Here is a 22,758-nt window from a genome sequence, read left to right as displayed (position 1 = left end):
CCGGGTCGCTGGCCTCCAACAGCCCCTCATAGCCTTTAGAATGGCGGCCCAGTCCCTGGCCGCTGGCCTGGGGTAGCAAGTTGCTGCGGAACACGGTGCACAATGACTCGTACAGTTCAGCCAGCAACGGGTTCCCCGCGGCGTGGACCACTGTCAAATGGAAGTCCCAGTCGTTGACCACCCAGGCCTGTGCGTCCTGTTGCTCCGCTGCACGACGCCGACCCTGAACGCGGGCGCGCATCCGGTCCAGGTTCGCACTTCGTGCGTGTAGGGCGGCCAGGCGCGCCGCCTGGGTGCCGTCGCCGCGCCTGACCTCCAGCATGCCCGCATGTGCCAGTGACTTCCTGGGCCAGCGGTTCCCTAGGTGATGGCGTGAGGGTCCTGCCATGCTCCTTTCTGTCACGGTGTTGGCCTTGGTCCGGTATGTTGCCGTAAGCAGCCTGGCCAGCACCAGCTGCACGGCTGACATGCCCACAAGGAGCAGTAACGGCAGGGCCCAGCCGCCGCTGATGCTGTGCGCCAGTCCCATCCCGAACGGTCCCAGCGTCCCCAGAAGGTAACCCACCGGTTGGGTGAGCGTGGACATGGCGGTGGCATCCGCCGTCGTGCTTCCGCTGCGGCTGATGACCACCAATACCAGCGCGAACACGCCAAAACCCAGGCCCAGCAGCAGTGCCGGCAGCACCGCAGCCCTGGCGGGGAGCACCAGCAGTGCCACGGCACCGAGCAGGTAGGAGACGCTGGCCACCATGAACGCCCGGTGCAGGACTGCTGGCCAGCCCGGGCATGCTCACCACGGTGCCCAGCAGCAGCATGCCGACGCTGGGCACAGTCAGCAGCGCCGCTGTGAAGGCGCCGTAGCCCAGCACCTGCTGAAGGTCGTGGTACAGGTCCGAGGCGCTGGAGATGCCCGCGCGCAGATTCAATCCGATGAGCACGACGGCGAGCAGTCCGAACGCTGCGAAAAGAGGTGTCTTCGGGCGGGGGTGAGGGGCCGTATGCCCGGGTACGTGGCTGTCTTCGAGAGTTTATGTCACTACTTAAGCCCTAAGACGTTAGGCGACTAATCGACCCGCGAACCGTGAGCTCTGGCGACTTACGCGCGTCTAAGACGCCAGAGCTCACGGCGCGGTGGAGGTTCAGGCCGGCGGGGACAGCCTGCGCACGGCAAGGGCCAGCCACAGTTGGACGCGATCGGACGTTACCGCCGGGTCATAGCCGGTCAGCTCGGCTATTTGGGTGAGTCGGTAGCGGACGGTGTTCCTGTGCAGCGTGAGGGCTTCGGCCACGGACGCCACCGAACCGTTCAGCCGCAGGTAGCTCTCCAGCGTTTCCACCAGCTCGGCGCCGTGGGCGGAGTCGAAGGCCAGTAGCGGTCCCAGGGCCTCGGCCGCCATGTCCGCCATGGGCACATCCTCACTGGCCAGCAGCAAGGAGGTCAGGCTCAGTCGCTCGGGAACGTTCACATCCAGGCCGCGGGTGGCCGCCTCCCGTGCCTCGAAGTAGCTCCACCGCAACCCGTTCGCCTGCGAATAGGCCCCGCCAATGCCCACAGCGGCCGTGATGCCGACGTCGTGCATCTGGCGGCTCAATGCACGGCCAAGAACGGCGGGATCGCCCAGTTGAGCCGGGATCACCAGCAGCAGTTCATTGCGCCCCTCGGTTGCCATGACAGCGGCCACGGCGGTTTCCAGCTCGGTGGGCAACGTCATGGTCGCCAGCGTGGCAAATTTCTCCTCCTCGGCGCTGACCAGCAGAACAATGTTCTTGGTGCCGGGGTTGATGGTCAGGCTCTCCAGTCTGGCACTGGCATCCACAGCAGATAGGGTCCCGCGCACGATGTCGGAGATGACGGCTCCGGCCATCTGGCGTGCCGTCTGACGGCGCTGGATGAGATTGTTCAACTCGATGCTGATCAGCCCGCGCGCATAGTCGACAATGCCGTCGTCGTGGAATGGCTTGCGCAGCCAGAGAGTGCTGGCGTCGCGCTTTCCCGTGGAGAGTGCGACGGCGTGCCAGTCCTCGGGGGGGGAGTGGGCGCCGGAAGAAGTGGAGAACACTTCCCCGCCGTATTGGGTGATGGTCAGCTCGGAACCCACCATGGAGGCCAGTTTGCGCAATAGTGCGGGCAGTCCGCCCCCGGCCAGGAGGGCGCGGGCCAGGACCTGGTGTTCGCGCAGCAGCCGTTCGAGCTTGGCATAGTGGTCCGCGGACCGGGCGTCCGCCACGAGCTTTCCGATGGCGATGAAGGGCGTGCTGTAGGGCACCTCGACAATGGGTACGGCCCAGCGGTTGGCCTCGGCAATCAGTGCTGGCGGCACGGCGTCGTGCTCAAAACCAATGCCAAAGCCGATGCCGACGGCGCCCGCCCGCCTGATCTGGCGGACGAAGGAGCGCTGGGCGTCGGCTGTGCTCTGCCGGGCCCCTGTGGTTAGGACCAGCTCGCCGCCGCTGAGGAACGCTTGTGGGTTTTCCAGCTCCGTTACGGCCACCCAATCGATGGGGACGGTTAGCGGAGTCCGGGAGGAACCCATGTTCTTCAGGTTCAACGCGGGGACGCCCATCAAGTCAGCTAGGGAAAGTGCCATGCCATAACTATACAAACGCACTACAAGTTAAGGGCCCAGTGGTGCAAACGGCCATTCTCTGCGGGTGAGTTGGGGGCTTAGGATCTGCATAAGCGGTAGTACGCCGCACCATCCACATCGAGCTAAAGAGGCAAGAACACTGTGGTCCAAACCTTGCAGAATTTCATCAACGGTGAATTCGTTCCGGCCACCGGAACTGATTCCTTAGACATCGTCAATCCCACCAACGGGGACGTCGTGGCCAAGGCGCCGATCTCCAGCCAGGCCGATGTGGATGCCGCCATGAGCGCCGCAGCCACGGCCTTCAAGACCTGGAAGCATGCCACCCCCGGCCAGCGTCAAAGTGTCCTGTTGAAACTAGCTGATGCGATTGAGGCCCGCAGCGATGAGATCGTTCAAGCCCAGCACCGCAACACCGGGCAGGTCAAGGCCATGATCGCCTCCGAGGAAGTGGCCGCCGGCGCCGACCAGCTGCGCTTCTTTGCCGGTGCGGCGCGCCTGCTTGAGGGCCGTTCCGCCGGAGAGTACATGGAGAACTTCACCTCCTACGTGCGCCGCGAACCCGTCGGTGTCATTGCCCAGGTCACGCCCTGGAACTATCCGTTCCTGATGATGATCTGGAAGATTGGGCCGGCCCTGGCCGCCGGCAACACCGTGGTCCTGAAGCCCAGCGACACCACGCCCGAAAGCACCCTCGTGTTTGCCGACATCGCCAAGGACATCGTCCCGGCCGGCGTGCTGAACTTCGTGTTGGGCAACGGTGGCACTGGCGCCGCCATGGTGGACCACAAAACCCCCGCCATGGTGTCCATCACCGGTTCAGTCAGGGCCGGCATCGCCGTCGCCACAGGTGCTGCCAAGGGCCTCAAACGCGCCCACCTGGAACTGGGAGGCAAGGCGCCCGCCGTCGTCTTCGCCGACGCAGATCTGGGCAAGACGGCACAGTCCATCGCCGAGTTCTCCTTCTTCAACGCCGGCCAGGACTGCACCGCCATCACTCGTGTGCTGGTCGAGGAATCAGCACACGAGGAGTTCGTCGCCGCCCTGTCCACCGCCACGAAGGGCCTGGAGACCGGCCACGATGACGACTCCCTGAACTACTTTGGCCCGTTGAACAACATCAACCACTTCAATGCGGTCAGCGAGGTTGTCGCCAACATCCCCGACTACGCAACTGTTGTTACAGGCGGCAAGCGCGCGGGCGAGAAGGGCTTCTTCTTCGAAGCGACAGTGGTGGACGGCGTGAAGCAAAGCGATGACATTGTGCAGCAGGAAACCTTTGGTCCGGTCATCACGGTCCAGACGTTCAAAACCGAGGAAGAAGCCGTGGAAATGGCCAACGACGTCGACTTTGCCCTGGCTTCCAGCGTGTGGACCTCCAACCACGGCGTGGCCATGCGCGTCTCCCGCGACCTGGATTTTGGCGCCGTCTGGATCAACACCCACATCATGCTCACTGCCGAGATGCCGCACGGCGGGTTCAAGCAGTCCGGCTATGGCAAGGATCTGTCCATGTACGGCGTCGAGGACTACACCCGCATCAAGCACGTCATGAGCAACCTGGACGCGTAACAAGCACGACGGCGGCACCCGGTGGGGTGCGCCGCCCACCCTATCTTGCAATCCCATTTCGAAAGGACAACCATGTCTGAAATTAACTACCGGCTTGAGCAAAAACGGCACCTCATCGGGGCGTTCCCTGGCCCCAAGTCCGCTGCCCTGGATGCCCGCCGCAAGGCAGTGGTTGCGGCCGGAGTGGCCTCCAGCGTTCCGGTCTACGTTGCCGACGCCGACGGGGGCATCATCACCGACGTTGACGGCAACTCCTTCGTCGACCTGGGCTCTGGCATCGCTGTGACCAGCGTTGGTGCCTCGGACGCCAATGTGGTGGACGCCGTCCGCGAGCAGGTTGGTCACTTCACGCATACCTGTTTCATGGTCACCCCGTACGAAAGCTACATTGCCGTAGCCGAGGAACTGAACGCACTGACCCCCGGCATGCATGAGAAGCGCACCGTCCTGTTCAACTCCGGTGCCGAGGCCGTGGAAAACGCTGTGAAGGTGGCCCGCCTGGCCACCGGCCGCGACGCCATTGTCGCCTTCGACCACGCCTACCACGGCCGCACCAACCTGACCATGGCCCTGACCGCCAAGGCCATGCCGTACAAGAGGAACTTCGGCCCGTTTGCGCCGGAGATCTACCGCGTGCCCATGAGCTACCCGTACCGTGAAGAGTCCGACATCAAGGGTGAGGAGGCTGCACGCCGCGCCATCACCATGATCGAGAAGCAGATCGGTGCAGACTCCGTTGCCGCAATCCTGATCGAACCCATCCAGGGCGAGGGCGGCTTCATCGTACCTGCCGACGGCTTCCTGCCCACCCTGGCAGCCTGGGCCAAGGAAAACGGCGTCGTCTTCATCGCCGACGAAGTCCAGTCAGGCTTCTGCCGCACCGGCGCCTGGTTCGCCTCGGAGCACGAGAACCTTGTCCCGGACATCATCACCATGGCCAAGGGCATCGGCGGCGGCTTGCCGCTTTCGGCGATCACCGGCCGCGCCGACCTCATGGACGCCGTGCACCCGGGCGGCCTCGGCGGCACCTACGGCGGCAACCCGGTGGCCTGTGCCGCGGCCCTGGCAGCCATCAGGACCATGAAAGAGCACGACCTCAACGGCCGCGCAGCGAACATTGAAAGGATCGTCACCGACCGCTTCACCGCGCTCGCTGAAGAACTTGGCGCCAACGGCATCATCGGCGAAATCCGCGGCCGTGGCGCCATGATGGCCATTGAACTGGTTAAGACCGGTACCGCCCACACCACCAAGGAAGTCAATGCGGAGGCCGCTAAGGCCATCGCGGCCGCCTGTCTGCAGGCCGGGGTCATCATCCTGACGTGTGGCACGTATGGCAACGTCATCCGCCTGCTCCCGCCGCTGGTCATCAGCGACGAACTGCTCAATGACGGCTTGGACGTACTCTGCGACGCGATCCGGGCAACCGTCTGACAGACGCTACTGCACCTTCTGCAGTCAGGGGTGGAAACGGTCTTTTGAAGTTGATATTTCAGCCTCGAAAGGCCGTTTCTGCGTCCTGGCCGCTAGCAGCGGGGCGTTGGGTAGGCTGGGGGGAATAGTGTGCCGCGGGGTGCCACGGAAACTGGGGGCTGGGATGAAGAACAGCGAGTTTGACGAGCGGTATCCTGCCATTTTTCAAGCTGGCGGCGAGCAACACCAGAGGTCCACAGCGCCGCCAGCACCTGCTTCGGTGAAGCCGCGAGCGGTTGCTGCGGAGGATCCGCCATGGCGGCCTCCCGTGCTGGAACCCGTCAGTCGCCTCCCGAAAGGCATGCCGGACAACCGGCCTACAACGCCGGATTCGGACATGTCCGCAGATGAACCCCCTACTGTGTCCGCGATGTCCACGGTCACCTCGAATCCCGCCCCCTGGTCGGCCTGGCGCTGGCTCATCCCCGTGGGAGTCGCACTATTTCTGCTCGCGGCTGGCCTGTTCTGTCTAGGTGCACAGTATTGGGTTCCTGCTTCGCTGAAGATTGATCCGTCTAAATTCCACGGCCTGAACGTGCAGCCTTGGGGCTTGTTTGTCTACCAAGCTGCGCCATTCCTGTTCGGTGGCTGCGCGGGCATCATCGGCGGGATACTCTTTTTGGCGTCGCGGCGTCGGGCAGCGCGTGAAACCATCCTGCGCACCGCCTTCGGGTTGTTCGCGCTCGCTGTCGGCGTGGCTGGTTGGGTGACGAACTTTGCCTTGGTGTTCTTCCCTGAGGCCAGCTATCAGCGGACCACGGACTACACTGGGGCGCCGCAGCCGGCCCCGCTGGCCTATGTGCTCATGTCATGTGGTGTCTGGCTGCTGTGCTTGGCACTGTTGATGCTGGCCGTGTTGTTCGTGGTGCCCCGTCGCTGGCGACACCAATGGTCCGAGGCCGGAGACGGCGCCCACCAGAACGTTCGCACGGACAGGGGACCATCGGCAGACCGGGGTCTGGTGTTTGGAGTCGTGGTAATGGCCGTGTCGGTCTTTGTACTCTTCGCCCCCTATATGTTCCCGATGTCCACCGGCGTGCAGACTGTCCAGACGGCCGACGGCGGAACGTACAGCCAGCAGGCCTGGGCGGCCTTGGCCCAAGGACTCCTGATACCGCTCATGCTTGCCGGGATGATTGTGCTGAGCTGGGCCTGCATCCGTCTGGCGGTCACGCCCCGGCCAGTTTCCGTGTAGGAGTGCACCACCAGTCCACAGGTACCGCACACACGGTTACATTGACGAGAGAGAATGAAGTGCTGTGAGCGATTTGGATCAGGGAGCAGACATGCGTGTTGGTCTCATTGGTTTCGGCCTGCGGGCCGCCCTGTGGGAGCACGTGCACAAGCCCGGTCAAGGCTCTGAGGTTGTCGTGGTGTGTGATGTGTCCGAGCGGGGGCGTGCGGATGCTGCACAGAGGATTCCGACGGCGGTTGTCACGGATGACCTTGAGGAGCTGTTGGCTGCGGGACTGGATGCGGTGTTGGTGCTGACACCGGACAACCGGCACGCCGAAGTGGCTGTGCGCACGCTCAAGGCGGGCATCCCCACCTTTTGTGAGAAGCCACTGGATGTGACGCTGGAGGCTGCCGATGCGATCTTGACTACCGCTTACGAGACCGGTGCCCGTTTGTATGTTGGCCACAATATGCGCCACATGCCGGTGGTGGTGCAGGTGCGCGAGCTGATCCAGTCCGGCACCATCGGTGAGGTCAAGGCTGTGTGGTGCCGGCACTTTGTGGGCAACGGCGGTGGCTACTACTTTAAGGACTGGCATGCCGAACGTGCCAACACCACCAGTCTGCTGCTGCAAAAGGGTGCCCACGACATCGACGTAATCCACTGGCTGGCCGGCGGGTACACCAAGCGGGTGTCCGCGATCGGGGACCTGGCCGTGTATGGGGATGTCACCAGCCGCCGGGACAACAGCGACCGGCGCATGGGGGATTGGTTCTCACTGGATAACTGGCCGCCCACCGAGCAGACTGGCCGGAACCCGGTCATTGATGTTGAGGACATCTCGATGATGCAGATGGTCCTGGACAACGGGGCGCTGGCCTCCTATCAGCAGTGCCACTTCACCCCGGACTACTGGCGCAACTACAAGGTCATCGGGGCCAAGGGGCGGATTGAGAACTTTGGTGATGGCCCCGGGGACTTCATCCATGTCTGGACCACCCGCACCCAGAGCGGGTTCGCGGAACCGGATCAGAAGATTGAGATCCGAGACGGCGACGGCGGCCATGGTGGTGCCGACCCGTTGCTGATCGCGGACTTCCTGCGTTTTGCCCGCGACGGCGGGGCGACCGTGACGTCCCCGGTCGCCGCCCGTGCCTCTGTGGCGGCCGGGGTGCTGGCCGCAGCCTCGCTGCGCGGCAACGGCGGGGCCCTGGACATCCCCGAACTCCCTGCCGCGTTGGTGGACTACTTCGACGCCGGACAACCAGCCCACGCCGCAAAATAGCCGGCCCGTTCCACGGCCGGCAGTCCGCAAAAATCCAGCGCCGGGGCCTGTGACCCGGGCGAGACCACGGATATGCTGGGCAGGCACGGTTCACGTAGCTGCGGCCCAGAGACGGGGATGGTATGGGGGAACAGTTCGACGACCGTTACCCGGCAATATTTCAGCCGGGCGGCAACGAGCTGCCCCGCGCCAGCGCACCAGCCCGTCGAGAGGACCCGGCGCCTGAACCCGGACACCCGGGCCCGCAGCGGACTGAGGATCCGGAACCAGCAGATGTCCCGGCGGAACAAGCAACCGGCACACCGCGGCCGCTATGGATTTGGTGTGTTCCACTGGCCGCAGCTCTGGCTATGCTGGCGGCCGGGATTTTTGCGCTCACGGCCCAATACTGGCTTCAGCCGTCCATGGTTGCCCGCCCAGCAAACAGTCTCGGAGTGGTGCCAGAGCCGAGGGGCCAAAGGGTGAACCGGGCCACGCCAGCGCTGCTGTCAGTTGGATTGGGCCTGCTGGCGGCCTCGTTTTTTTGCTTCACGGCTCCGGGCACACACCGAGACGGCAGGCAGGACTGCATTTGGCGTCTTCGCCTTGCTCGTCGGCCTGGCAGGCTGGATTGCCCTGTACGCGGTTGCGTTGTTCCCCGAACAAGCTAACTATGCAGGTGCAGCCTATGACGGTTCACCACGGCGGACACCCTGGACCCATGTGGTGATGGCCTGCGGGCCGCAGCTGCTGGTGTTGGCGCTGATCATGTTGGCGGTGTTGGTGGCGGTGCCACGCCTGTGGCAGGAGGGCCCCGCAGAGGAGGACCATCCTGGCCCGGCGCAGGCCACGGGCAAGCCATCCGTTCGGCGCGGGGCCTGGTTTGGGGCCGGTGCCGTGGCCGCCGGGTTACTGGCACTTTTCGCGGCGGCGCTTTTCCCTCCTGTGGAAACTGCGCGCACCCGGGCCTTGGAGTCATTGGAAGGCTACGTTCCGCCGTGGTCGGAACTGATGCAATATGTGGCCTCACCACTGTTGCTGGCCGGCTGGGGGTCTTGGCTTAGGCCGCCATCCACAGCACCTTGGATCTCGTACACCACGGCGCAGGTTCCGGCGCGGCGCTAAGCCCACCAACCTCCGTCGACCATTAGGCACCAAGGCGCGCATACCTGGTCTATTCCCGCAAGGGTTCGGCGGCTGTACAGTCAGTGATACGAACGTCTTGACGTGCGCGGCGATTTGCCCGTGCGCAGCGAGGCCCATCGAAGGGTTGCATACATGAAATATGTGGTTGGATACCGGCCGGACGAGCGTGGCGCTGACGCCATTGCCTTGGCTGTTGTCATAGCAAAAACACAGGGCGCCGAGCTGCACCTGGTCAATGTTGTCCATGGCAGCAGGGGCGACGGCAGCAAAGCCGCGGACCCGGACCTGTCCGGCACGGCCCTGAGTCTTGTCCCGGACGAGGTCACCGCCACGTTCTCCACCCGAAGCCACGAATCCTATGTGCACGGGTTGATTGAGGTGGCCAAGGAGGATAACGCCGCGCTGATCGTGGTGGGCGCCGCCAGCAACGGGATCTTCAAACGCTTCACTGTGGGGTCGGTGGCCAACGGCCTGCTGCATGCCTCACCCGTTCCGGTGGCGCTGGCCCCGCGCGGCTACAATCGCAAGGATCCGCTGTCCCGGCTGACGGTGATGACGGGCATGCGTGAGGGCTGGCAGGCGGTGCTCGACGTCGGAACAACCGCCGCCGTGCGCCGTCACGTGCCGCTACGGCTGGTTTCAGTGGTGGAAATTGACCAGCTGGAGCAGAGGGACTTTGACCTGGACAACGCCTTGAGCCCCGCCCGCCAGCATGTGAGAACTGTTCTGGCGCAGGCCGCGGCAAAACTACCCAAGGACAAGGTGACCGTCACCTTGGCGCACGGGAAGAACATTGAGCAGGCCATTGACGGGATCGGCTGGAAATCCGGGGAAATCGTCATTGTCGGCTCCAGCAGGCTAGCCGAAAACTCCAAGATATTCCTTGGCTCCACGGCGAACAAGATCCTGCGTTCACTGCCGGTGCCCATGGTGGTGGTCCCGCGGGACTTCCAGGAGCAGGGCATCTAGCGGCTGCTTCAGAGCGTGGCTTTTCGAAGCCGGGTGGTGTGCCTGTAGTTGCGCAGCATGTCGAAGGTGAGAATGATCAGTGCCACCCACACGATCGAGAAGCCAATCCACCGGTCCAGCCCCATGTGCTCATCCAGCAACGTGATGGCCACGACGAACTGGATCAGCGGCGTCATGAACTGGAGCAGACCGATTCCCGTCATCGACAGCCGGCTCGCGGAGGCACCAAATAGTAGCAGGGGAACGGCGGTGATGATGCCGGAGGCGGCGAGCAGCCAAAAATGTCCCGGCCCCATACCCGTCAGCGTGGCCTGCCCCGCCGACGCCAGGACCAGCATCGCCACGATGGCGAAAGGCGTCAGCACCGCTGTTTCCACGCTTAGGCTGGTGATGGCGTCCACCTTGCCACCCACTCTGTTCTTCACGAATCCGTACGTGCCAAAGCTAAAGGCCAGCACCAAGGCGATCCAGGGGAGCTTGCCGTAACTGAGGGTCAGTACGACGACGGCCACGAATCCTACGCCGATCGCGATCCACTGTAGGGGGCGGAGTTTTTCCTTCAGAACAATTACGCCGATCAGTACTGACACGAGCGGGTTGATGAAGTAGCCCAGGGAGGCCTCGATGGCGCTGCCGGTGGTTACCGCAAAAACATAGGTGAGCCAGTTGATCACAATGAGGAAACCGGCAACGACGAGTGTGCCCAGGATGCGCCGGTTCTTCACGGCGGCCCCGAATTTTCCCCAACCACGCGTCGCCGTGATGATCAAAGCGCAAAAGAGCACCGACCACACCACGCGGTTGGCCACGATTTCAATGCTGTTGGCAGGGATCAGCCAGATGAAATAGATAGGGAGCAGCCCCCACAGCCCGTAGGCGCCAACGCCATACAGCACCCCGGTCGCTGCCTCGGAACGCGCGGGCTTGAAAGCCTTGCCTTGAGACTTCCGGATATTCCCTGGAGATGATTCGCTAAGTGGCACAGTGCCTATAAGAGCAGGTTTGGCCAGTAAATTCCACGACCACCTGTCAACGATTGGATTGAGAGCGGTGGTGGACGCCGTGTCCGCCTCGGGGGCTGAGCGTTTGGTCACTTTCCACGACAGGCCCTTACCGCCGTCGTGCAGGGGAATTACACTAAGGAAAGTGGCGACGGTTCGACGCATGCCCCCTTCGTCGCGCACTGCCTTGGTTCCGCGATCCACAGTTCGGAAGGACTCCTTCTTGTCTCACTCCAGCACCGTTCGGCCGTTCCGTGTCGCCATCATTGGCTCCGGTCCGGCGGGCGTCTATGCCGCGGATATCCTGACGAAGTCCCAGGAGGTTGCCGGTGGCGACGTCACGGTCAGCATTGACATTTTCGAGGACCACCCCGCGCCCTACGGCCTGATCCGCTACGGCGTGGCCCCGGACCACCCGCGCATCAAGGGCATCATGAACGCCCTCCACAAGGTCTTGGACCGCGGCGACATCCGCTTCTTTGGCAATGTGCGCTATGGGCGTGACCTCTCACTGGCAGATCTTCGCACCCACTACGACGCCGTCATCTTCGCGACCGGCGCCCTCAAGGACGCGGACCTGAACATTCCCGGGGTCGAGTTGGACGGCTCCTACGGCGGGGCGGACTTTGTTTCCTGGTACGACGGGCACCCGGATGTGCCGCGCGAGTGGCCTCTGCGGGCGAAGGAAATTGCCGTCATTGGCAACGGCAACGTGGCCTTGGACATTGCCCGGGTACTCTCAAAACATGCCGATGACCTGCTCGTCACCGAAATTCCGGACAACGTATACGCCGGGTTGAAGCAGTCTCCGGCCACCGATGTGCACATCTTTGGCCGCCGCGGCCCGGCACAAGTGAAGTTCACACCCCTGGAATTGCGCGAACTCAGCCATTCCCGGGACGTGGACATCGTCTTGTACGACGAGGACTTTGACTTTGACGAGGCCTCCGATGCCGCCATCAAGTCCAACAACCAGATCAAGACCATGGTCAACACGTTCAGCAACTGGCTGGCCGAGGAACACGAGGAAAACCGGACGCCGGCCTCCCACCGCCTGCACCTGCACTTCTTGCACACACCAGTGGAAATTCTTGGGGTGGCTGGCAAGGTGGCCGGAATCAAATTTGAGCGCAATGAGCTCGACGGCACCGGCAATGTGCGCGGCACCGGAGAATTTCTCCAGTACCCGATCCAGGCCGTCTACCGTGCCGTTGGCTACTTCGGCTCGGAACTGCCCGAGGTCGGTTTCGATGCCAAGCGCGGCGTGATCCCGAACGTTGCAGGCCGAGTGGTGGATCCGGCCGGGAATCCTGTCCCCGGCTTGTACGCAACGGGCTGGATCAAGCGCGGGCCGGTTGGCCTGATCGGGCACACCAAGGGTGACGCACTGGAAACCGTTGGCTGTCTTTTGGAGGACCGTGCCGGCCTGCCTCCCGCGGAACGCCCGGATGAGCGGGAAATCGTGGCGTTGCTGCAGGCCCGCGGCGTCGACTACACCACGTGGGAGGGTTGGAACAAGCTTGACGCCCATGAGAAGGGGCTCGGTGCCATCTATGTGCCCGAGCCCGGGGTGGAGGTGGTCCGCGAACGCGTCAAGGTCGTGGACCGCGAGCAGATGGTCAACATTTCCAACAAATAACGCCGAACCGCCAAGAAATGGTGGGCTGAAGCTCTGCAACACAAACCCGTTAGAAGTGAGTAGCTCACTTCTAACGGGTTTTCTCGTGATAGCTGCACATGCGAAGAACAAACCTTTTGCGGGGGATCAAAGTTGCCGGTGCCGCAACCGATTTCATCGCCATCTTGGTCCGCACCAGAGACGCCAATAGGATGCTCGGCGGTACCAATTGACGGCCGGGCAGCGGACGCTGGTCACTGGATAGCCAGCCACTTGAGCTACCCGTGAAGGTGAACGAGAAGATGGACGGGGGGCGAAAAAAGTCTCTTCAAAAAGTTATCAATCTTCTTGTCACGATTTCCTGATCTCGCACTGGCAGTGCGGGTTGGTGCGGGCTCGATCCCAACCAAAGGCAGCCAACGAATGCGGGCACCGGGGCTGCGACGGGACCGCAATCTCTCCTGCCGTTCACGCTCCGTCCACGCCACGCCACACGCAAGCACCACCACGGCAGTGATGCGCCGGTATTCGCTGAAGTTCGGCGCTTGGCGCCACTGATTTCAACGTGGCAATGGCGTTCTGAAACTCCGCCTATGGATGGACAAGTCACAAAATGACGAACCAAAATCTCACAATATGAGAAAAAATTCATTGAATATGATTGTTCTGGTAGTGCTTCGCTACTCTTGAAAGGTTGTTCGCACCTGAAGATTAAGCGGTTTCCATGAACTTGTTCCGAACCAAATCCATTGAACGATCATTGGCTGATGCACAGGAGCCAGGGCACTCGCTCAAACGCACCTTGAGCACGTGGGACTTGATGATCATGGGGATCGCCGTGGCCGTGGGTGCCGGCATCTTTTCCGTGGGTGCCAAGGCCGCGGCCGACTACGCAGGCCCGGCCGTCACCGTGTCCTTCGTTCTGGCGGCCATCACCTGCGCCCTGGCGATCATGTGCTATGCCGAATTTGCCACGGCAATCCCCGTCACTGGAAGCGCCTACGTTTTCACCTACGCCACGGTGGGGGAGCTGCTGGCCTGGATCATAGGGTGGAACCTTATTCTGGAACTGCTGATGGCGGCCTCGGTGATCGCCAAGTATTGGGGCGTGTACCTGAGCAACTTCCTTCAAGCAGTCAATATCAACGTGCCATCGAACTTTGCCATCGGCGGCGTCCACGTCTACTGGGGTCCGCTGATCGTTGTTGCCGCGTTCACCGTGGTGCTCGTCATCGGCACCAAGTTATCGGCCCGCATCAACAACGTGTTCACGATGATCAAGATCGGCATCGTCATTTTTGTCATCGTGGTGGGCTTCTTTTACGTCAAGGCCGAGAATTACCTGCCGTTTGTGCCGTCGTCGCAGCCGTCGCCGTTGACCGATGTGGCCTGGCAGCACCAGCCATTCATTTCCTTGCTGACCGGCGGTGAGCCCGCCATGTACGGCTTTGCCGGCATCATTTCCGGTGCCGCGCTGGTGTTCTTTGCCTTTATTGGCTTCGATGTTGTCGCCACAAGCGCCGAAGAAGTCAAGAACCCCTCCCAGACCCTGCCCCGTGGCATTTTTGCTGGCCTAGCAGTGGTCACCGTGCTGTACATCCTGGTTACCTTGGCCGTCACCGGCATGGTCTCCTACAAGGATTTGGCCGCCCAAGCCGATCCCTCACTATCGACAGCGTTTGCCCTGGTGGGCGCCGACTGGGCCGTGGTGATCATTTCCCTGGGATCCCTGATTGGCCTGACCACCGTGATCATGGTGCTGCTGATGGGCCTTGCCCGGGTCACGATGGCCATGAGCCGTGACGGGCTACTGCCCCGCGGGCTGAGCCGGACCTCGGACAAGCACGCCACACCGGCGCGGACCCAGATCATGTGTGGCGCCCTAGTGGCCATTCTGGCCGGGTTCACCCCTGTGGAACTGCTCAGTGAAATGATCAACATTGGCACGCTCAGCGCGTTTGTCATGGTCAGCATTGGCATCATGGTCTTGCGGCACAAGCGCCCCGATCTCAAGCCGGCCTTCAGGGTCCCGTTTGGTCCGGTCATCCCCACCCTCTCCGCCCTGCTGTGCATCTACCTGATGTTCAACCTAGCCACCCTGACATGGGTCTTCTTTGCCATATGGCTGGCTGTGGGGCTGGTGTTCTACTTCTCCTACGGGCATTGGAATTCACGGTTGCACCGTGAAGAAGCCGCCGGCCTTGCCACGAGCGTTCCACAGAACCTCAGGTAGACCTGTGAATCCTGCGGGATTGATTCCTCCCGATTACCGAGACATACCGGCCGATTGCCACTTTTCCTACTGTAATCTGGCCTGAAACAATCTCTTCGGGTGGGGGCATCGATGGATACCGTACGTTTCATAGTTGAGCTTTTTGTGGTTCTGGGCGCCATTGTCATGGGCACACGGTCCAGCGGGGTCGGATTGGGGCTGTGGGGCGGTGCCGGCGTAGCTGTCCTGGTGTTCGTCCTGGGGCTACCTGTGGGGTCCCCGCCAGTTGATGCTTTGTTGATAGTCATGGCAGTCATTGTTGCCAGTGCCACTATGCAGGTGGCCGGAGGTATCGATTGGATGGTTTCCATCGCCGCCAAGCTCATCGCCACGAATCCCAAACGCATTACTTTTGTTGCCCCGCTTGTCTCCTTCTTATTTGCTGTGGGTGCCGGAACCAGCAACATCTTATACCCGTTGCTGCCAGTCATCTCCGATCTTTCCTACCGCAATGGCGTCCGCCCTTCGCGTCCACTTTCACTCTCCGTGGTGGCCACGGGCGTAGCGCTTGCCTGTAGCCCGGTCTCCGCCGCTATGGCGGCCATGGTGACCCTGACCGCCGTCGGGCCCTACAACTTTGAACTCATCGACATCATCAAAGTCACGTTCCCGGCGGCACTGATAGGCATCATCGCAGCCGCGTTTGTAGTTAACAAATTGGGCAAGGAAATCGAGGAAGATCCCGAGATTCAGGCCAAAATCGCCGCGGGAGTCATTGCCGCACCTGACGCCGCTGGTTCTGCCGCCGAAGTTCAGGTGACGGTGACCAAAGAGGGTCGCAACGCTGCGCTCATCTTCTTCCTGGGCGTGGCCGCAATCGTGGTCTTTGGCTTGTGGAAGGGTATCCGGCCCCTTGATGCATCAGGGAACCCGATGGCCATGACGCCCATGATTGAGGTCATCATGCTGCTCGTGGGAACTTTGATCCTCCTTATCTGCAAGCCAAAAATCTCTGAAGTACCCAGTACCTCTGTGTTCAAAGCCGGCATGGTCTCTGCCATTGCGCTGTTTGGTTTGGCCTGGTTGACCGATACCTTCTTGAGCGCCCATACCGAGCAAATTGCGACAGGTGTTGGAGCCTTGGTCCAGCAGGCCCCCTGGATCTTCGCCCTGGGTGTTTTCCTGGTCTGCGTCCTGACTACCAGCCAGTCAACGGCCACTAGAACGGTGGTGCCCATTGGCTTGGCCGCGGGAATGGCTCCGGCACTACTTACAGGAATGTGGGCCGGCGCCTTTGCCGGAATCTATCTGCTCCCTACCAACGGTTCGCAGATCGCTGCGGCGAACTTTGACGCGAGTGGATCAACCAAACTTGGCACCAAACTCTACGATCATTCCTTCTTTGTTCCGACGATTGTTTTGGCCGTCTGCACTCTTATTCCCGGCGCCATTTTGGGCGCCATTCTGAGCTAGCTCGCATGAACCAATTGCCGTACTTGTGCCGAAATGTGGAGGGCTTCTATCCTGTGGAAGAAGCCTAGCGATTTTTTGCGTCATGGTTCGCAGCAAAGCCACTGTTCCTTAGTAGATGGCACTTTTTCATGCCGCAATTTGGCGTGTGCTCTTAGTGAAGCCGCAATCGGATTCACTAATTAAAGAACGATGTACATGATCAACCAAAGCAGGCAGCGCCGGTTGGCAGGATTCCTAGTTTTGGTGATGGGGTTACCCTTGTTGTTCGCCGGCTTCTTGGCGGGGGCCAACAGTGCTTCGGAGGAGGTGATTCCCTCGGCAATCACCTCGATCAACACCACGGCGAGGACCGTCAGCCAATGGGGCCTGGTGAATTTCACGTGTACCTGGGCGGACCCTGATAAGTCCGATGCGGGGGGCACATTCAGCATGCAATTGTCCGCCGAATTGGAATGGTGGGTGCTAGCAGCTTTAACCTCGGCAGTTAGATACATGTGGTGGATCGATGGATCACAAACCAAACTTCGGTCCCGGATCATCGCCCCCACGACGAGCAACGACGTTAATGCTCTCACCATCACGGACACTCCAGGGGCATGGCCTTGGAGTGCAGTACCGAATACGTCGTGGTCGGAACCAAGATTGGAGCCACTAGGGCCATTGTCGATCCCAGCGATGCCTGCCCGCCGACAAGTTTCATCTGCGATCCCTCTGGACTTACGGTAATTTGGGTGGGTGCGCAGTCCTTGCCCGAGGGCATCTACGTGCAGTAGTTTGTTAAAGCCTCACTTACGGACACCGCTAAGGGCTTGTACAGCAACTCCGGACTGGTGACGATGGATGGCGCCGGGTTTCCGGTAGCAGCACAGCAGGGCTTCGCCAGTGCCGGTGGAACCGGTAGCGGCACCGCCGCTCCCGCGACCACTCCTGCTACGGCGCCTGCGTGGTTTCCGGCGACCTCACTGGCCACTTCGCCTGTGACGAGCATGAATCCTTCGACATCTTCTGTCTCCGGTGAGCTGGCGTACACAGGCTCCAGTAGTATCTCCTTGATCCTTGGAGCAGGAATCCTTCTGGTGATGGGTGCGGCTTCTCTCGGCGGTGCCCGGGGACGAACTCGCCAACAATAGTCGCCGGCGAAGCGGCACCCTTCCAAAACAGCGACGGTGAGTAGAGAGCCGGGTAGCTCGCAGAGGCGAGCTACCCGGCTCCCCTCAATATTTGTCCTAGGCTGTCATCGTGGTGATGGTAGGGCCAGCAACCTGGCGTTTCTGGCTCTACTTGGTTGCCTCGGCTAAGGAAGTACGGAACCCATCCCAGCTGGTCTTGCAGGCATGCGCCAGTTTCATCGTCCAAGCCGGATCTTCTTTGGGCCATCCAGTGCCAGGTTGCAAGAGTTCCTTGGTGGCTGCCTCGCCGATCAAAAATTCACGCAAGAATTCCGCCTGTACGGCCCCCACAGCCAGTTCGCTGCTGCCGATTGCTTTGCGGAACGTTGAATCCGTCAGAGATCGGAATAGAGTGCCGGCCGCGACGATCTCCTGGCTACCTAGATAGGGCTTGTTGAGCGTCACCGCTGCTGGGTCGGTCGTTTTGAAACCTGCCCGGTGGCAATCGGCGAGAACTCGGAGCATTTCGGGGTCCATGGTGATCACTTCCTCACCACGCCGTTCACCGTTTTCGTCTCCGCGGTTGGACAACGCCGCCACAGCAGGTAGTTTGTCCGGCTCGGCACGTTCCACATTTACGGCACCGTCACTGGTGGTGGTGTGGTTCATGGTGTCGTGGAATGACAAGGTAAAGACATGCCCGGGTTGTCCCGTTCCGGCAATTCGTGCCGTGGTCGATTCGAGCACGGCGTTCCGGAGTTTGTCCCTAGTCTTTTCATAGACCTCCAGACCGCGGCTGGCAACATCGGTAAAGACTGCCACCATATGCTCGAGCTCGGTATCGGTTTCGGGAACCTTGAGCAGGGGGTAAAAGGAAAAAGTCACAGGACGGATGGTGTCAACACCCGTTAAATCCACTCTGTTCCATGCGCCTGCCGCACGGACCCTCGCAAAGGCTTCGCGTAACTGTGGGCCTAAATCATCGGGTCTCGCTCGGTTTGGGTCCCGCAAGAGCCGTGGATGAGGGTTCTGCACGAAGAGGATGCGGCTGTCTAGGGCCGCCCACGCCTGACAGATTGGTCCAGTGGTCCTGTCGCTGTAGTCGGACTGCAGCCGGTGAGTGAATCCCGGCGCCAAGAATTCAGCGATTTCCTCTGGAATAGCGTCGCCTGCGTGTGGGCAGGAAACCACCAGATCTGCTTCCCCTATGGCTTCTGCCAGTGTTCGCCCGGAGTGCTTTCCCTGGAAGAAGGTGATGTCATCGGGGCTGAATGGTGTTCCGGCTGGAATCAATACAGGTGATCCTAGAGCTTTTGAGAAAAGTGGAAATGGCACGAATGACCGGACCTCTCTAGGGTGCGCAGCGAAGTCTCTTGAGCCTACCTGTGCGAGGCGCCACTGAGAAGCAAGCGATTCACTCCCAGTTGGCTGTGTCAAGCTGACTGGGTGGCAACATCATTTGAACAACAAGGTGGAGGCGGACTGTGACGGGTAACGCGAGCCAAAGCTCAGAACCCACGCAAACGCCTTCGCGTGCAGGCGGCCTTTTGTCCAGACGCACGCATGTTTTGAGCATTGCGGACATTGCCCCGGAGGCCGTCATCCTGGCCGGTGCCGGACGGGCCATCCTATTGCAGTTGGCCAATCCGGGTGTGGGATACGGCGTGGCACAGCACTCGAACTTTGCGGCGGATCCGCTCAAGCGTCTTCACGGGACGCTCAGCTACATCTATGCGCTGACCAACGGGACCCCGGAGCAACAGAAACTGGTGCAGGTACGGGTCCAGCGTGCGCACCACCCGGTCAAAGGGCCAAGGACCGCGGCACACCCTGCCTACTCCGCCGGTGACCCGGTGCTCCAACTATGGGTGGCAGCCACCCTCTATGACTCCGGAATGCAAAGCTACCGCGCCTTGTTCCCGGCCTTGGGCCCAGACGTTGCTGAAACTGTGTACAGGGACTATGGCGTACTTGGCGCTGCGCTGGGCATGCCTGCAGACCTCTGGCCGGCGACCCGTGCAGATTTTGCCGTTTACTGGGAATGTCAGCTGACTTCATTGCGGGTGGATGAGACCATCAGGTCGGTGGCACACGAATTGCTGGCAGCAAGGCATGCGCCACTGTGGGTGAAAGCCATCATGCCGCTGGCACGGTTCCTGACGGTCGGTCTTCTTCCCTTGTCGTTGCGGGAGTTGTATGGCTTTGCCTGGTCTACGCGCAAGGACAAGGCGCTTGCGGCAATGTTCAAGCTGGCCGCAGTCCTGGTGAGGATCACACCGAGGCGTATCCGTCACGCCCCGATGCACTTCTACCTCAAGCGTCTGCACTGATCGAGCACGTTCAGGTCTGGGTATCGACGGGCTCAACTGCCGCGCTCATGGCGGTGCGTAGCGGATGACCCAGTCCACGAGCGGGCGCAGCTGTTCCCATCGGGCGGCCACCTCGGTGGCGAGATTGGCCGTCTCCATCCACTCCGGCCGGCCCGGCAGTAGCGACGCGCCGAGCGTCTTGTGTTTGAGTAGTTCGGCCCGGGGGTGATCCCGCACGAAGCCACGCGGTACGGTCTTGAGTATCTGCCCGTCAATGGTGAACCCGGCCATTGCGAGGTTCTCAACGATCCTCGCCAAGGCTTCTCCGCTGGCAGTTGCGTCCACAGCAGATCTGTACCGTGACAGCTGCGCGGGTGAGAACGATCGGTAACCGCCCCCCAGCAAGAGACCGTCGGCGCTGACCTGAAGGTAAAATCCGACGCCCTCATAGTTTGAGACAAAGGCGCCCTGCGCTCTCTTGTAGGGTGCCTTGTCGAGTGAAAATCGCATATCCCGGTAGGGCCGAAAAAGCTTGGCGTCGCCAAAGACGGGCATTAGTTGGGCAAGCACGGCTTCCAGCGGGACCTTCACGAGATCGTGGTATTGGTCTTTGTGGGCCAGCCACCATTCACGATTGTTGTTTTGCTCGAGTTCGGCATAAAACTCGCACGCTGCTCCTGGAATGCCGGCCAATGTGTTCATAGACAAGGAGCCTACGGATTCCTCCGGCCCGGTACTAGGCGCGTTGTCACGATTGTGGGGTGAACGGCAGTCAGCTGCCCCTGTGCAGGAGGGTCCCCCAAAAGAAGGCCTTACTGGACTCAGTCCAGAAAGCATGCAAGAGTGGAGCCATGGACACATGGCAGAACCCCGAAGAGATGTTGCGAGCAGCCGCGCTGCGCGTGACGGCTCCGCGGGTTGCTGTTCTGGACGCAGTCCGGACCCATCCGCACGCTGATGCTGACACCATTATTGGTGCAGTCCGCAAGGACCTCGGCAGTGTCTCCAAGCAGGCCGTCTATGACGTCCTGGCGGCGCTGGGCGAGGCCCGCCTGGTACGCCGGATTGAGCCTTCGGGCTCGCCGGCGCGCTTTGAGGCCCGGGTGGGTGACAACCACCACCACGTGGTCTGCCGTAGCTGTGGCGACATCGCCGACGTCGACTGTTCCGTGGGGGAGGCCCCGTGCCTGCACGCCTCTAACAGCCACGGATTCTCCATCGACGAGGCTGAGGTCATTTACTGGGGCACGTGCCCGGACTGCACCGCCAAGAACACTGATGAAGTAGAACCAAACAATCCCACAAGGAGCGAATAGTACAGATGACTATCGAAAACACCGCACCCCTGACCACGGCCGCTGGCGCGCCCGTTGCCAACAACCAGGACAGCCTCACCGCCGGTCCCCGCGGACCCATGCTCCTGCAGGACGTCTGGTTCCTGGAGAAGCTGGCCCACTTCAGCCGCGAGGTCATCCCCGAGCGCCGCATGCACGCCAAGGGCTCAGGTGCTTTCGGTACTTTCACCGTCACCAACGACATCACCAAGTACACCAAGGCGAATATCTTCTCCGAGGTTGGCAAGCAGACTGAAATGTTTGCACGCTTCTCCACCGTTGCCGGTGAGCGCGGCGCTGCCGACGCCGAGCGCGACATCCGCGGTTTCTCGGTCAAGTTCTACACCGATGAAGGCAACTGGGACCTGGTGGGCAACAACACCCCAGTGTTCTTCTTCCGTGACGGACTGAAGTTCCCCGACCTGAACCGCGCCGTCAAGCGCGATCCGCGCACCAACATGCGCAGCGCCGAGAACAACTGGGACTTCTGGACGAACCTGCCCGAGTCACTGCACCAGGTCACGATCGTCATGTCCGACCGCGGCATCCCGAATGGCTACCGCCACATGCACGGTTTCGGCTCGCACACCTTCTCCCTGATCAACGCTGAAGGCGAGCGTTTCTGGGTCAAGTTCCACCACGTGACCCAGCAGGGCATCGAGAACCTGACCGACGAAGAGGCCGGCGCCCTGGTTGCTGCCGACCGCGAGTCCAGCCAGCGCGATCTGTTCGACTCGATCGAAAACGGCGACTTCCCCAAGTGGAAGCTCATGGTCCAGATCATGCCCGAGGCCGACGCCGACACCTACAAGTACCACCCGTTTGACCTCACCAAGGTCTGGTCCAAGACGGACTACCCGCTGATCGAGGTTGGCGAGTGGGAACTCAACCGCAACGCCGAGAACTACCACGCCGATGTTGAGCAGGCTGCCTTCGCACCGGCCAACGTGGTCCCCGGCATCAGCTTCTCCCCGGACCGCATGCTGCAGGCCCGCCTCTTCTCCTACGGCGACGCCCAGCGCTACCGCCTCGGTGTGAACCACCACCAGATCCCGGTGAACGCGGCGAAGAACCCCACCAACACGTACCACCGTGACGGTCAGGGCCGTGTTGACGGCAACCAGGGCCGCACTCCCGGCATCGAGCCGAACTCCTACGGCCGGTGGGCCGAGCAGCCGGCCTACGCCGACCCGGCACTGGCTGTTGGTGCGGTGGCGGACCGCTTCAACTACCGCGAAGACGATGCCAACTACTTTGAGCAGCCGGGCATCCTGTTCCGCGAAAAGATGAACGACGCGCAGCGCCAGGTGCTCTTCGAGAACACTGCCCGCGCCATAGACGGTGCCTCACAGGCGACCATCGAGCGTCACATCTACAACTGCACCCAGGCCGACCCGGCCTACGGCGAAGGTGTCCGCAAGGCCATCGAAGCACTGCAAGCGTCGAAGTAGCAGCAACGTAAAACTGTCCGGAACCGGCCATTGCGGCTGGCTCCGGACAGTTTTTGTTTGTC

General features: G+C 61.6%; 17 protein-coding genes and 1 pseudogene. 12 read left to right on the top strand and 6 right to left on the bottom strand.

Translation table 11 applies throughout. The features are described from left to right. Positions 1-37: 37 nt before the first annotated feature. Both AOC05_RS20835 and AOC05_RS13480 read right to left on the bottom strand, forming a co-directional pair. A pseudogene (locus AOC05_RS20835) lies at positions 38-241 on the bottom strand (FCD domain-containing protein); the annotation flags it as partial. Positions 242-1,139: 898 nt separating this feature from the next. Beyond that, positions 1,140-2,588 carry a PucR family transcriptional regulator gene (locus AOC05_RS13480; protein WP_062007665.1) on the bottom strand — a complete coding sequence of 483 codons (1,449 nt, stop codon included), beginning with the start codon at positions 2,586-2,588 and terminating at the stop codon, positions 1,140-1,142. Between the two features lie 141 nt (positions 2,589-2,729). On the opposite strand from AOC05_RS13480, the gene AOC05_RS13475 reads away from it, so the two are divergent. From AOC05_RS13475 to AOC05_RS13450, 6 genes are all read left to right on the top strand, one after another. Continuing rightward, positions 2,730-4,160 (top strand): gamma-aminobutyraldehyde dehydrogenase, encoded by a 1,431-nt coding sequence (locus AOC05_RS13475; protein WP_062007664.1) that lies wholly within the window; start codon positions 2,730-2,732, stop codon positions 4,158-4,160. A gap of 72 nt (positions 4,161-4,232) precedes the next feature. Next, on the top strand, positions 4,233-5,594 hold the full coding sequence (gabT, locus tag AOC05_RS13470; RefSeq protein ID WP_062007663.1) for a 4-aminobutyrate--2-oxoglutarate transaminase: 1,362 nt from the start codon (positions 4,233-4,235) through the stop codon (positions 5,592-5,594). 376 nt (positions 5,595-5,970) lie between these two features. Further along, complete coding sequence (locus AOC05_RS13465) at positions 5,971-6,828, top strand: hypothetical protein (RefSeq protein ID WP_157374990.1); 858 nt, start codon at positions 5,971-5,973, stop codon at positions 6,826-6,828. 91 nt (positions 6,829-6,919) lie between these two features. Continuing rightward, positions 6,920-8,095 (top strand): Gfo/Idh/MocA family protein, encoded by a 1,176-nt coding sequence (locus AOC05_RS13460; RefSeq protein WP_062009787.1) that lies wholly within the window; start codon positions 6,920-6,922, stop codon positions 8,093-8,095. 585 nt (positions 8,096-8,680) lie between these two features. Beyond that, a complete protein-coding gene (locus tag AOC05_RS13455; RefSeq protein WP_062007661.1) occupies positions 8,681-9,199 on the top strand; it encodes a hypothetical protein in 519 nt (172 codons plus the stop codon). Between the two features lie 153 nt (positions 9,200-9,352). Next, positions 9,353-10,189 carry a universal stress protein gene (locus tag AOC05_RS13450; RefSeq protein WP_062007660.1) on the top strand — a complete coding sequence of 279 codons (837 nt, stop codon included), beginning with the start codon at positions 9,353-9,355 and terminating at the stop codon, positions 10,187-10,189. A gap of 8 nt (positions 10,190-10,197) precedes the next feature. Here the strand turns inward: AOC05_RS13450 and rarD are convergent, their stop codons facing one another. Beyond that, positions 10,198-11,394 carry an EamA family transporter RarD gene (gene rarD, locus AOC05_RS13445; protein ID WP_326832352.1) on the bottom strand — a complete coding sequence of 399 codons (1,197 nt, stop codon included), beginning with the start codon at positions 11,392-11,394 and terminating at the stop codon, positions 10,198-10,200. A gap of 19 nt (positions 11,395-11,413) precedes the next feature. Between rarD and AOC05_RS13440 the strand changes: the two genes are divergently transcribed. The 3 genes from AOC05_RS13440 (at position 11,414) to AOC05_RS13430 (ending at position 16,493) form a co-directional block, all read left to right on the top strand. Next, positions 11,414-12,829 carry an FAD-dependent oxidoreductase gene (locus tag AOC05_RS13440; RefSeq protein ID WP_062007659.1) on the top strand — a complete coding sequence of 472 codons (1,416 nt, stop codon included), beginning with the start codon at positions 11,414-11,416 and terminating at the stop codon, positions 12,827-12,829. Between the two features lie 703 nt (positions 12,830-13,532). Further along, positions 13,533-15,041 carry an amino acid permease gene (locus tag AOC05_RS13435; protein ID WP_062007658.1) on the top strand — a complete coding sequence of 503 codons (1,509 nt, stop codon included), beginning with the start codon at positions 13,533-13,535 and terminating at the stop codon, positions 15,039-15,041. 111 nt (positions 15,042-15,152) lie between these two features. Next, a complete protein-coding gene (locus tag AOC05_RS13430) occupies positions 15,153-16,493 on the top strand; it encodes an anaerobic C4-dicarboxylate transporter family protein (RefSeq protein ID WP_062007657.1) in 1,341 nt (446 codons plus the stop codon). Positions 16,494-16,672: 179 nt separating this feature from the next. Here AOC05_RS13430 and AOC05_RS13425 read toward each other — a convergent pair whose 3' ends face one another. Continuing rightward, the gene (locus AOC05_RS13425; RefSeq protein WP_154606094.1) at positions 16,673-16,924 is read right to left on the bottom strand and encodes a hypothetical protein; all 252 of its coding nucleotides are present in this window, start codon (positions 16,922-16,924) and stop codon (positions 16,673-16,675) included. A gap of 846 nt (positions 16,925-17,770) precedes the next feature. Beyond that, entirely contained in the window at positions 17,771-19,039 is a 1,269-nt protein-coding gene (locus AOC05_RS13420) for an N-formylglutamate amidohydrolase (protein ID WP_231687116.1), read from the bottom strand. 110 nt (positions 19,040-19,149) lie between these two features. Here AOC05_RS13420 and AOC05_RS13415 point away from each other — a divergent pair, with 110 nt between their 5' ends. After that, positions 19,150-19,932 (top strand): oxygenase MpaB family protein, encoded by a 783-nt coding sequence (locus tag AOC05_RS13415; protein ID WP_197277832.1) that lies wholly within the window; start codon positions 19,150-19,152, stop codon positions 19,930-19,932. Between the two features lie 45 nt (positions 19,933-19,977). Here AOC05_RS13415 and AOC05_RS13410 read toward each other — a convergent pair whose 3' ends face one another. Continuing rightward, positions 19,978-20,613 carry a DUF2461 domain-containing protein gene (locus AOC05_RS13410; RefSeq protein WP_062007653.1) on the bottom strand — a complete coding sequence of 212 codons (636 nt, stop codon included), beginning with the start codon at positions 20,611-20,613 and terminating at the stop codon, positions 19,978-19,980. A 149-nt stretch (positions 20,614-20,762) separates the two neighbouring features. On the opposite strand from AOC05_RS13410, the gene AOC05_RS13405 reads away from it, so the two are divergent. Together AOC05_RS13405 and AOC05_RS13400 are read left to right on the top strand one after the other, a co-directional pair. After that, positions 20,763-21,227, top strand: coding sequence for a Fur family transcriptional regulator (locus tag AOC05_RS13405; protein WP_062007652.1), 465 nt, complete (start codon positions 20,763-20,765; stop codon positions 21,225-21,227). Between the two features lie 5 nt (positions 21,228-21,232). After that, a complete protein-coding gene (locus AOC05_RS13400; RefSeq protein ID WP_062007651.1) occupies positions 21,233-22,696 on the top strand; it encodes a catalase in 1,464 nt (487 codons plus the stop codon). Positions 22,697-22,758: the final 62 nt, after the last annotated feature.

It is taken from the genome of Arthrobacter alpinus, from assembly GCF_001294625.1.
Taxonomy (GTDB): domain Bacteria; phylum Actinomycetota; class Actinomycetes; order Actinomycetales; family Micrococcaceae; genus Specibacter; species Specibacter alpinus_A.
Note: the sequence above shows the minus strand (reverse complement) of the source record. Positions and strands in the feature narration are given on the sequence as shown.

Excerpts from the sequence above, each read along its gene's own strand:
- AOC05_RS13480 (WP_062007665.1), bottom strand. The coding sequence starts at position 2,588 with ATGGCACTTTCCCTAGCTGACTTGATGGGCGTCCCCGCGTTGAACCTG.
- gabT (WP_062007663.1), top strand. The coding sequence starts at position 4,233 with ATGTCTGAAATTAACTACCGGCTTGAGCAAAAACGGCACCTCATCGGG.
- AOC05_RS13465 (WP_157374990.1), top strand. The coding sequence starts at position 5,971 with ATGTCCGCAGATGAACCCCCTACTGTGTCCGCGATGTCCACGGTCACC.
- AOC05_RS13460 (WP_062009787.1), top strand. The coding sequence starts at position 6,920 with ATGCGTGTTGGTCTCATTGGTTTCGGCCTGCGGGCCGCCCTGTGGGAG.
- AOC05_RS13450 (WP_062007660.1), top strand. The coding sequence starts at position 9,353 with ATGAAATATGTGGTTGGATACCGGCCGGACGAGCGTGGCGCTGACGCC.
- AOC05_RS13435 (WP_062007658.1), top strand. The coding sequence starts at position 13,533 with ATGAACTTGTTCCGAACCAAATCCATTGAACGATCATTGGCTGATGCA.
- AOC05_RS13430 (WP_062007657.1), top strand. The coding sequence starts at position 15,153 with ATGGATACCGTACGTTTCATAGTTGAGCTTTTTGTGGTTCTGGGCGCC.
- AOC05_RS13425 (WP_154606094.1), bottom strand. The coding sequence starts at position 16,924 with ATGCTGAATGTGCCCCCCGCATCGGACTTATCAGGGTCCGCCCAGGTA.
- AOC05_RS13410 (WP_062007653.1), bottom strand. The coding sequence starts at position 20,613 with ATGAACACATTGGCCGGCATTCCAGGAGCAGCGTGCGAGTTTTATGCC.
- AOC05_RS13405 (WP_062007652.1), top strand. The coding sequence starts at position 20,763 with ATGGACACATGGCAGAACCCCGAAGAGATGTTGCGAGCAGCCGCGCTG.
- AOC05_RS13400 (WP_062007651.1), top strand. The coding sequence starts at position 21,233 with ATGACTATCGAAAACACCGCACCCCTGACCACGGCCGCTGGCGCGCCC.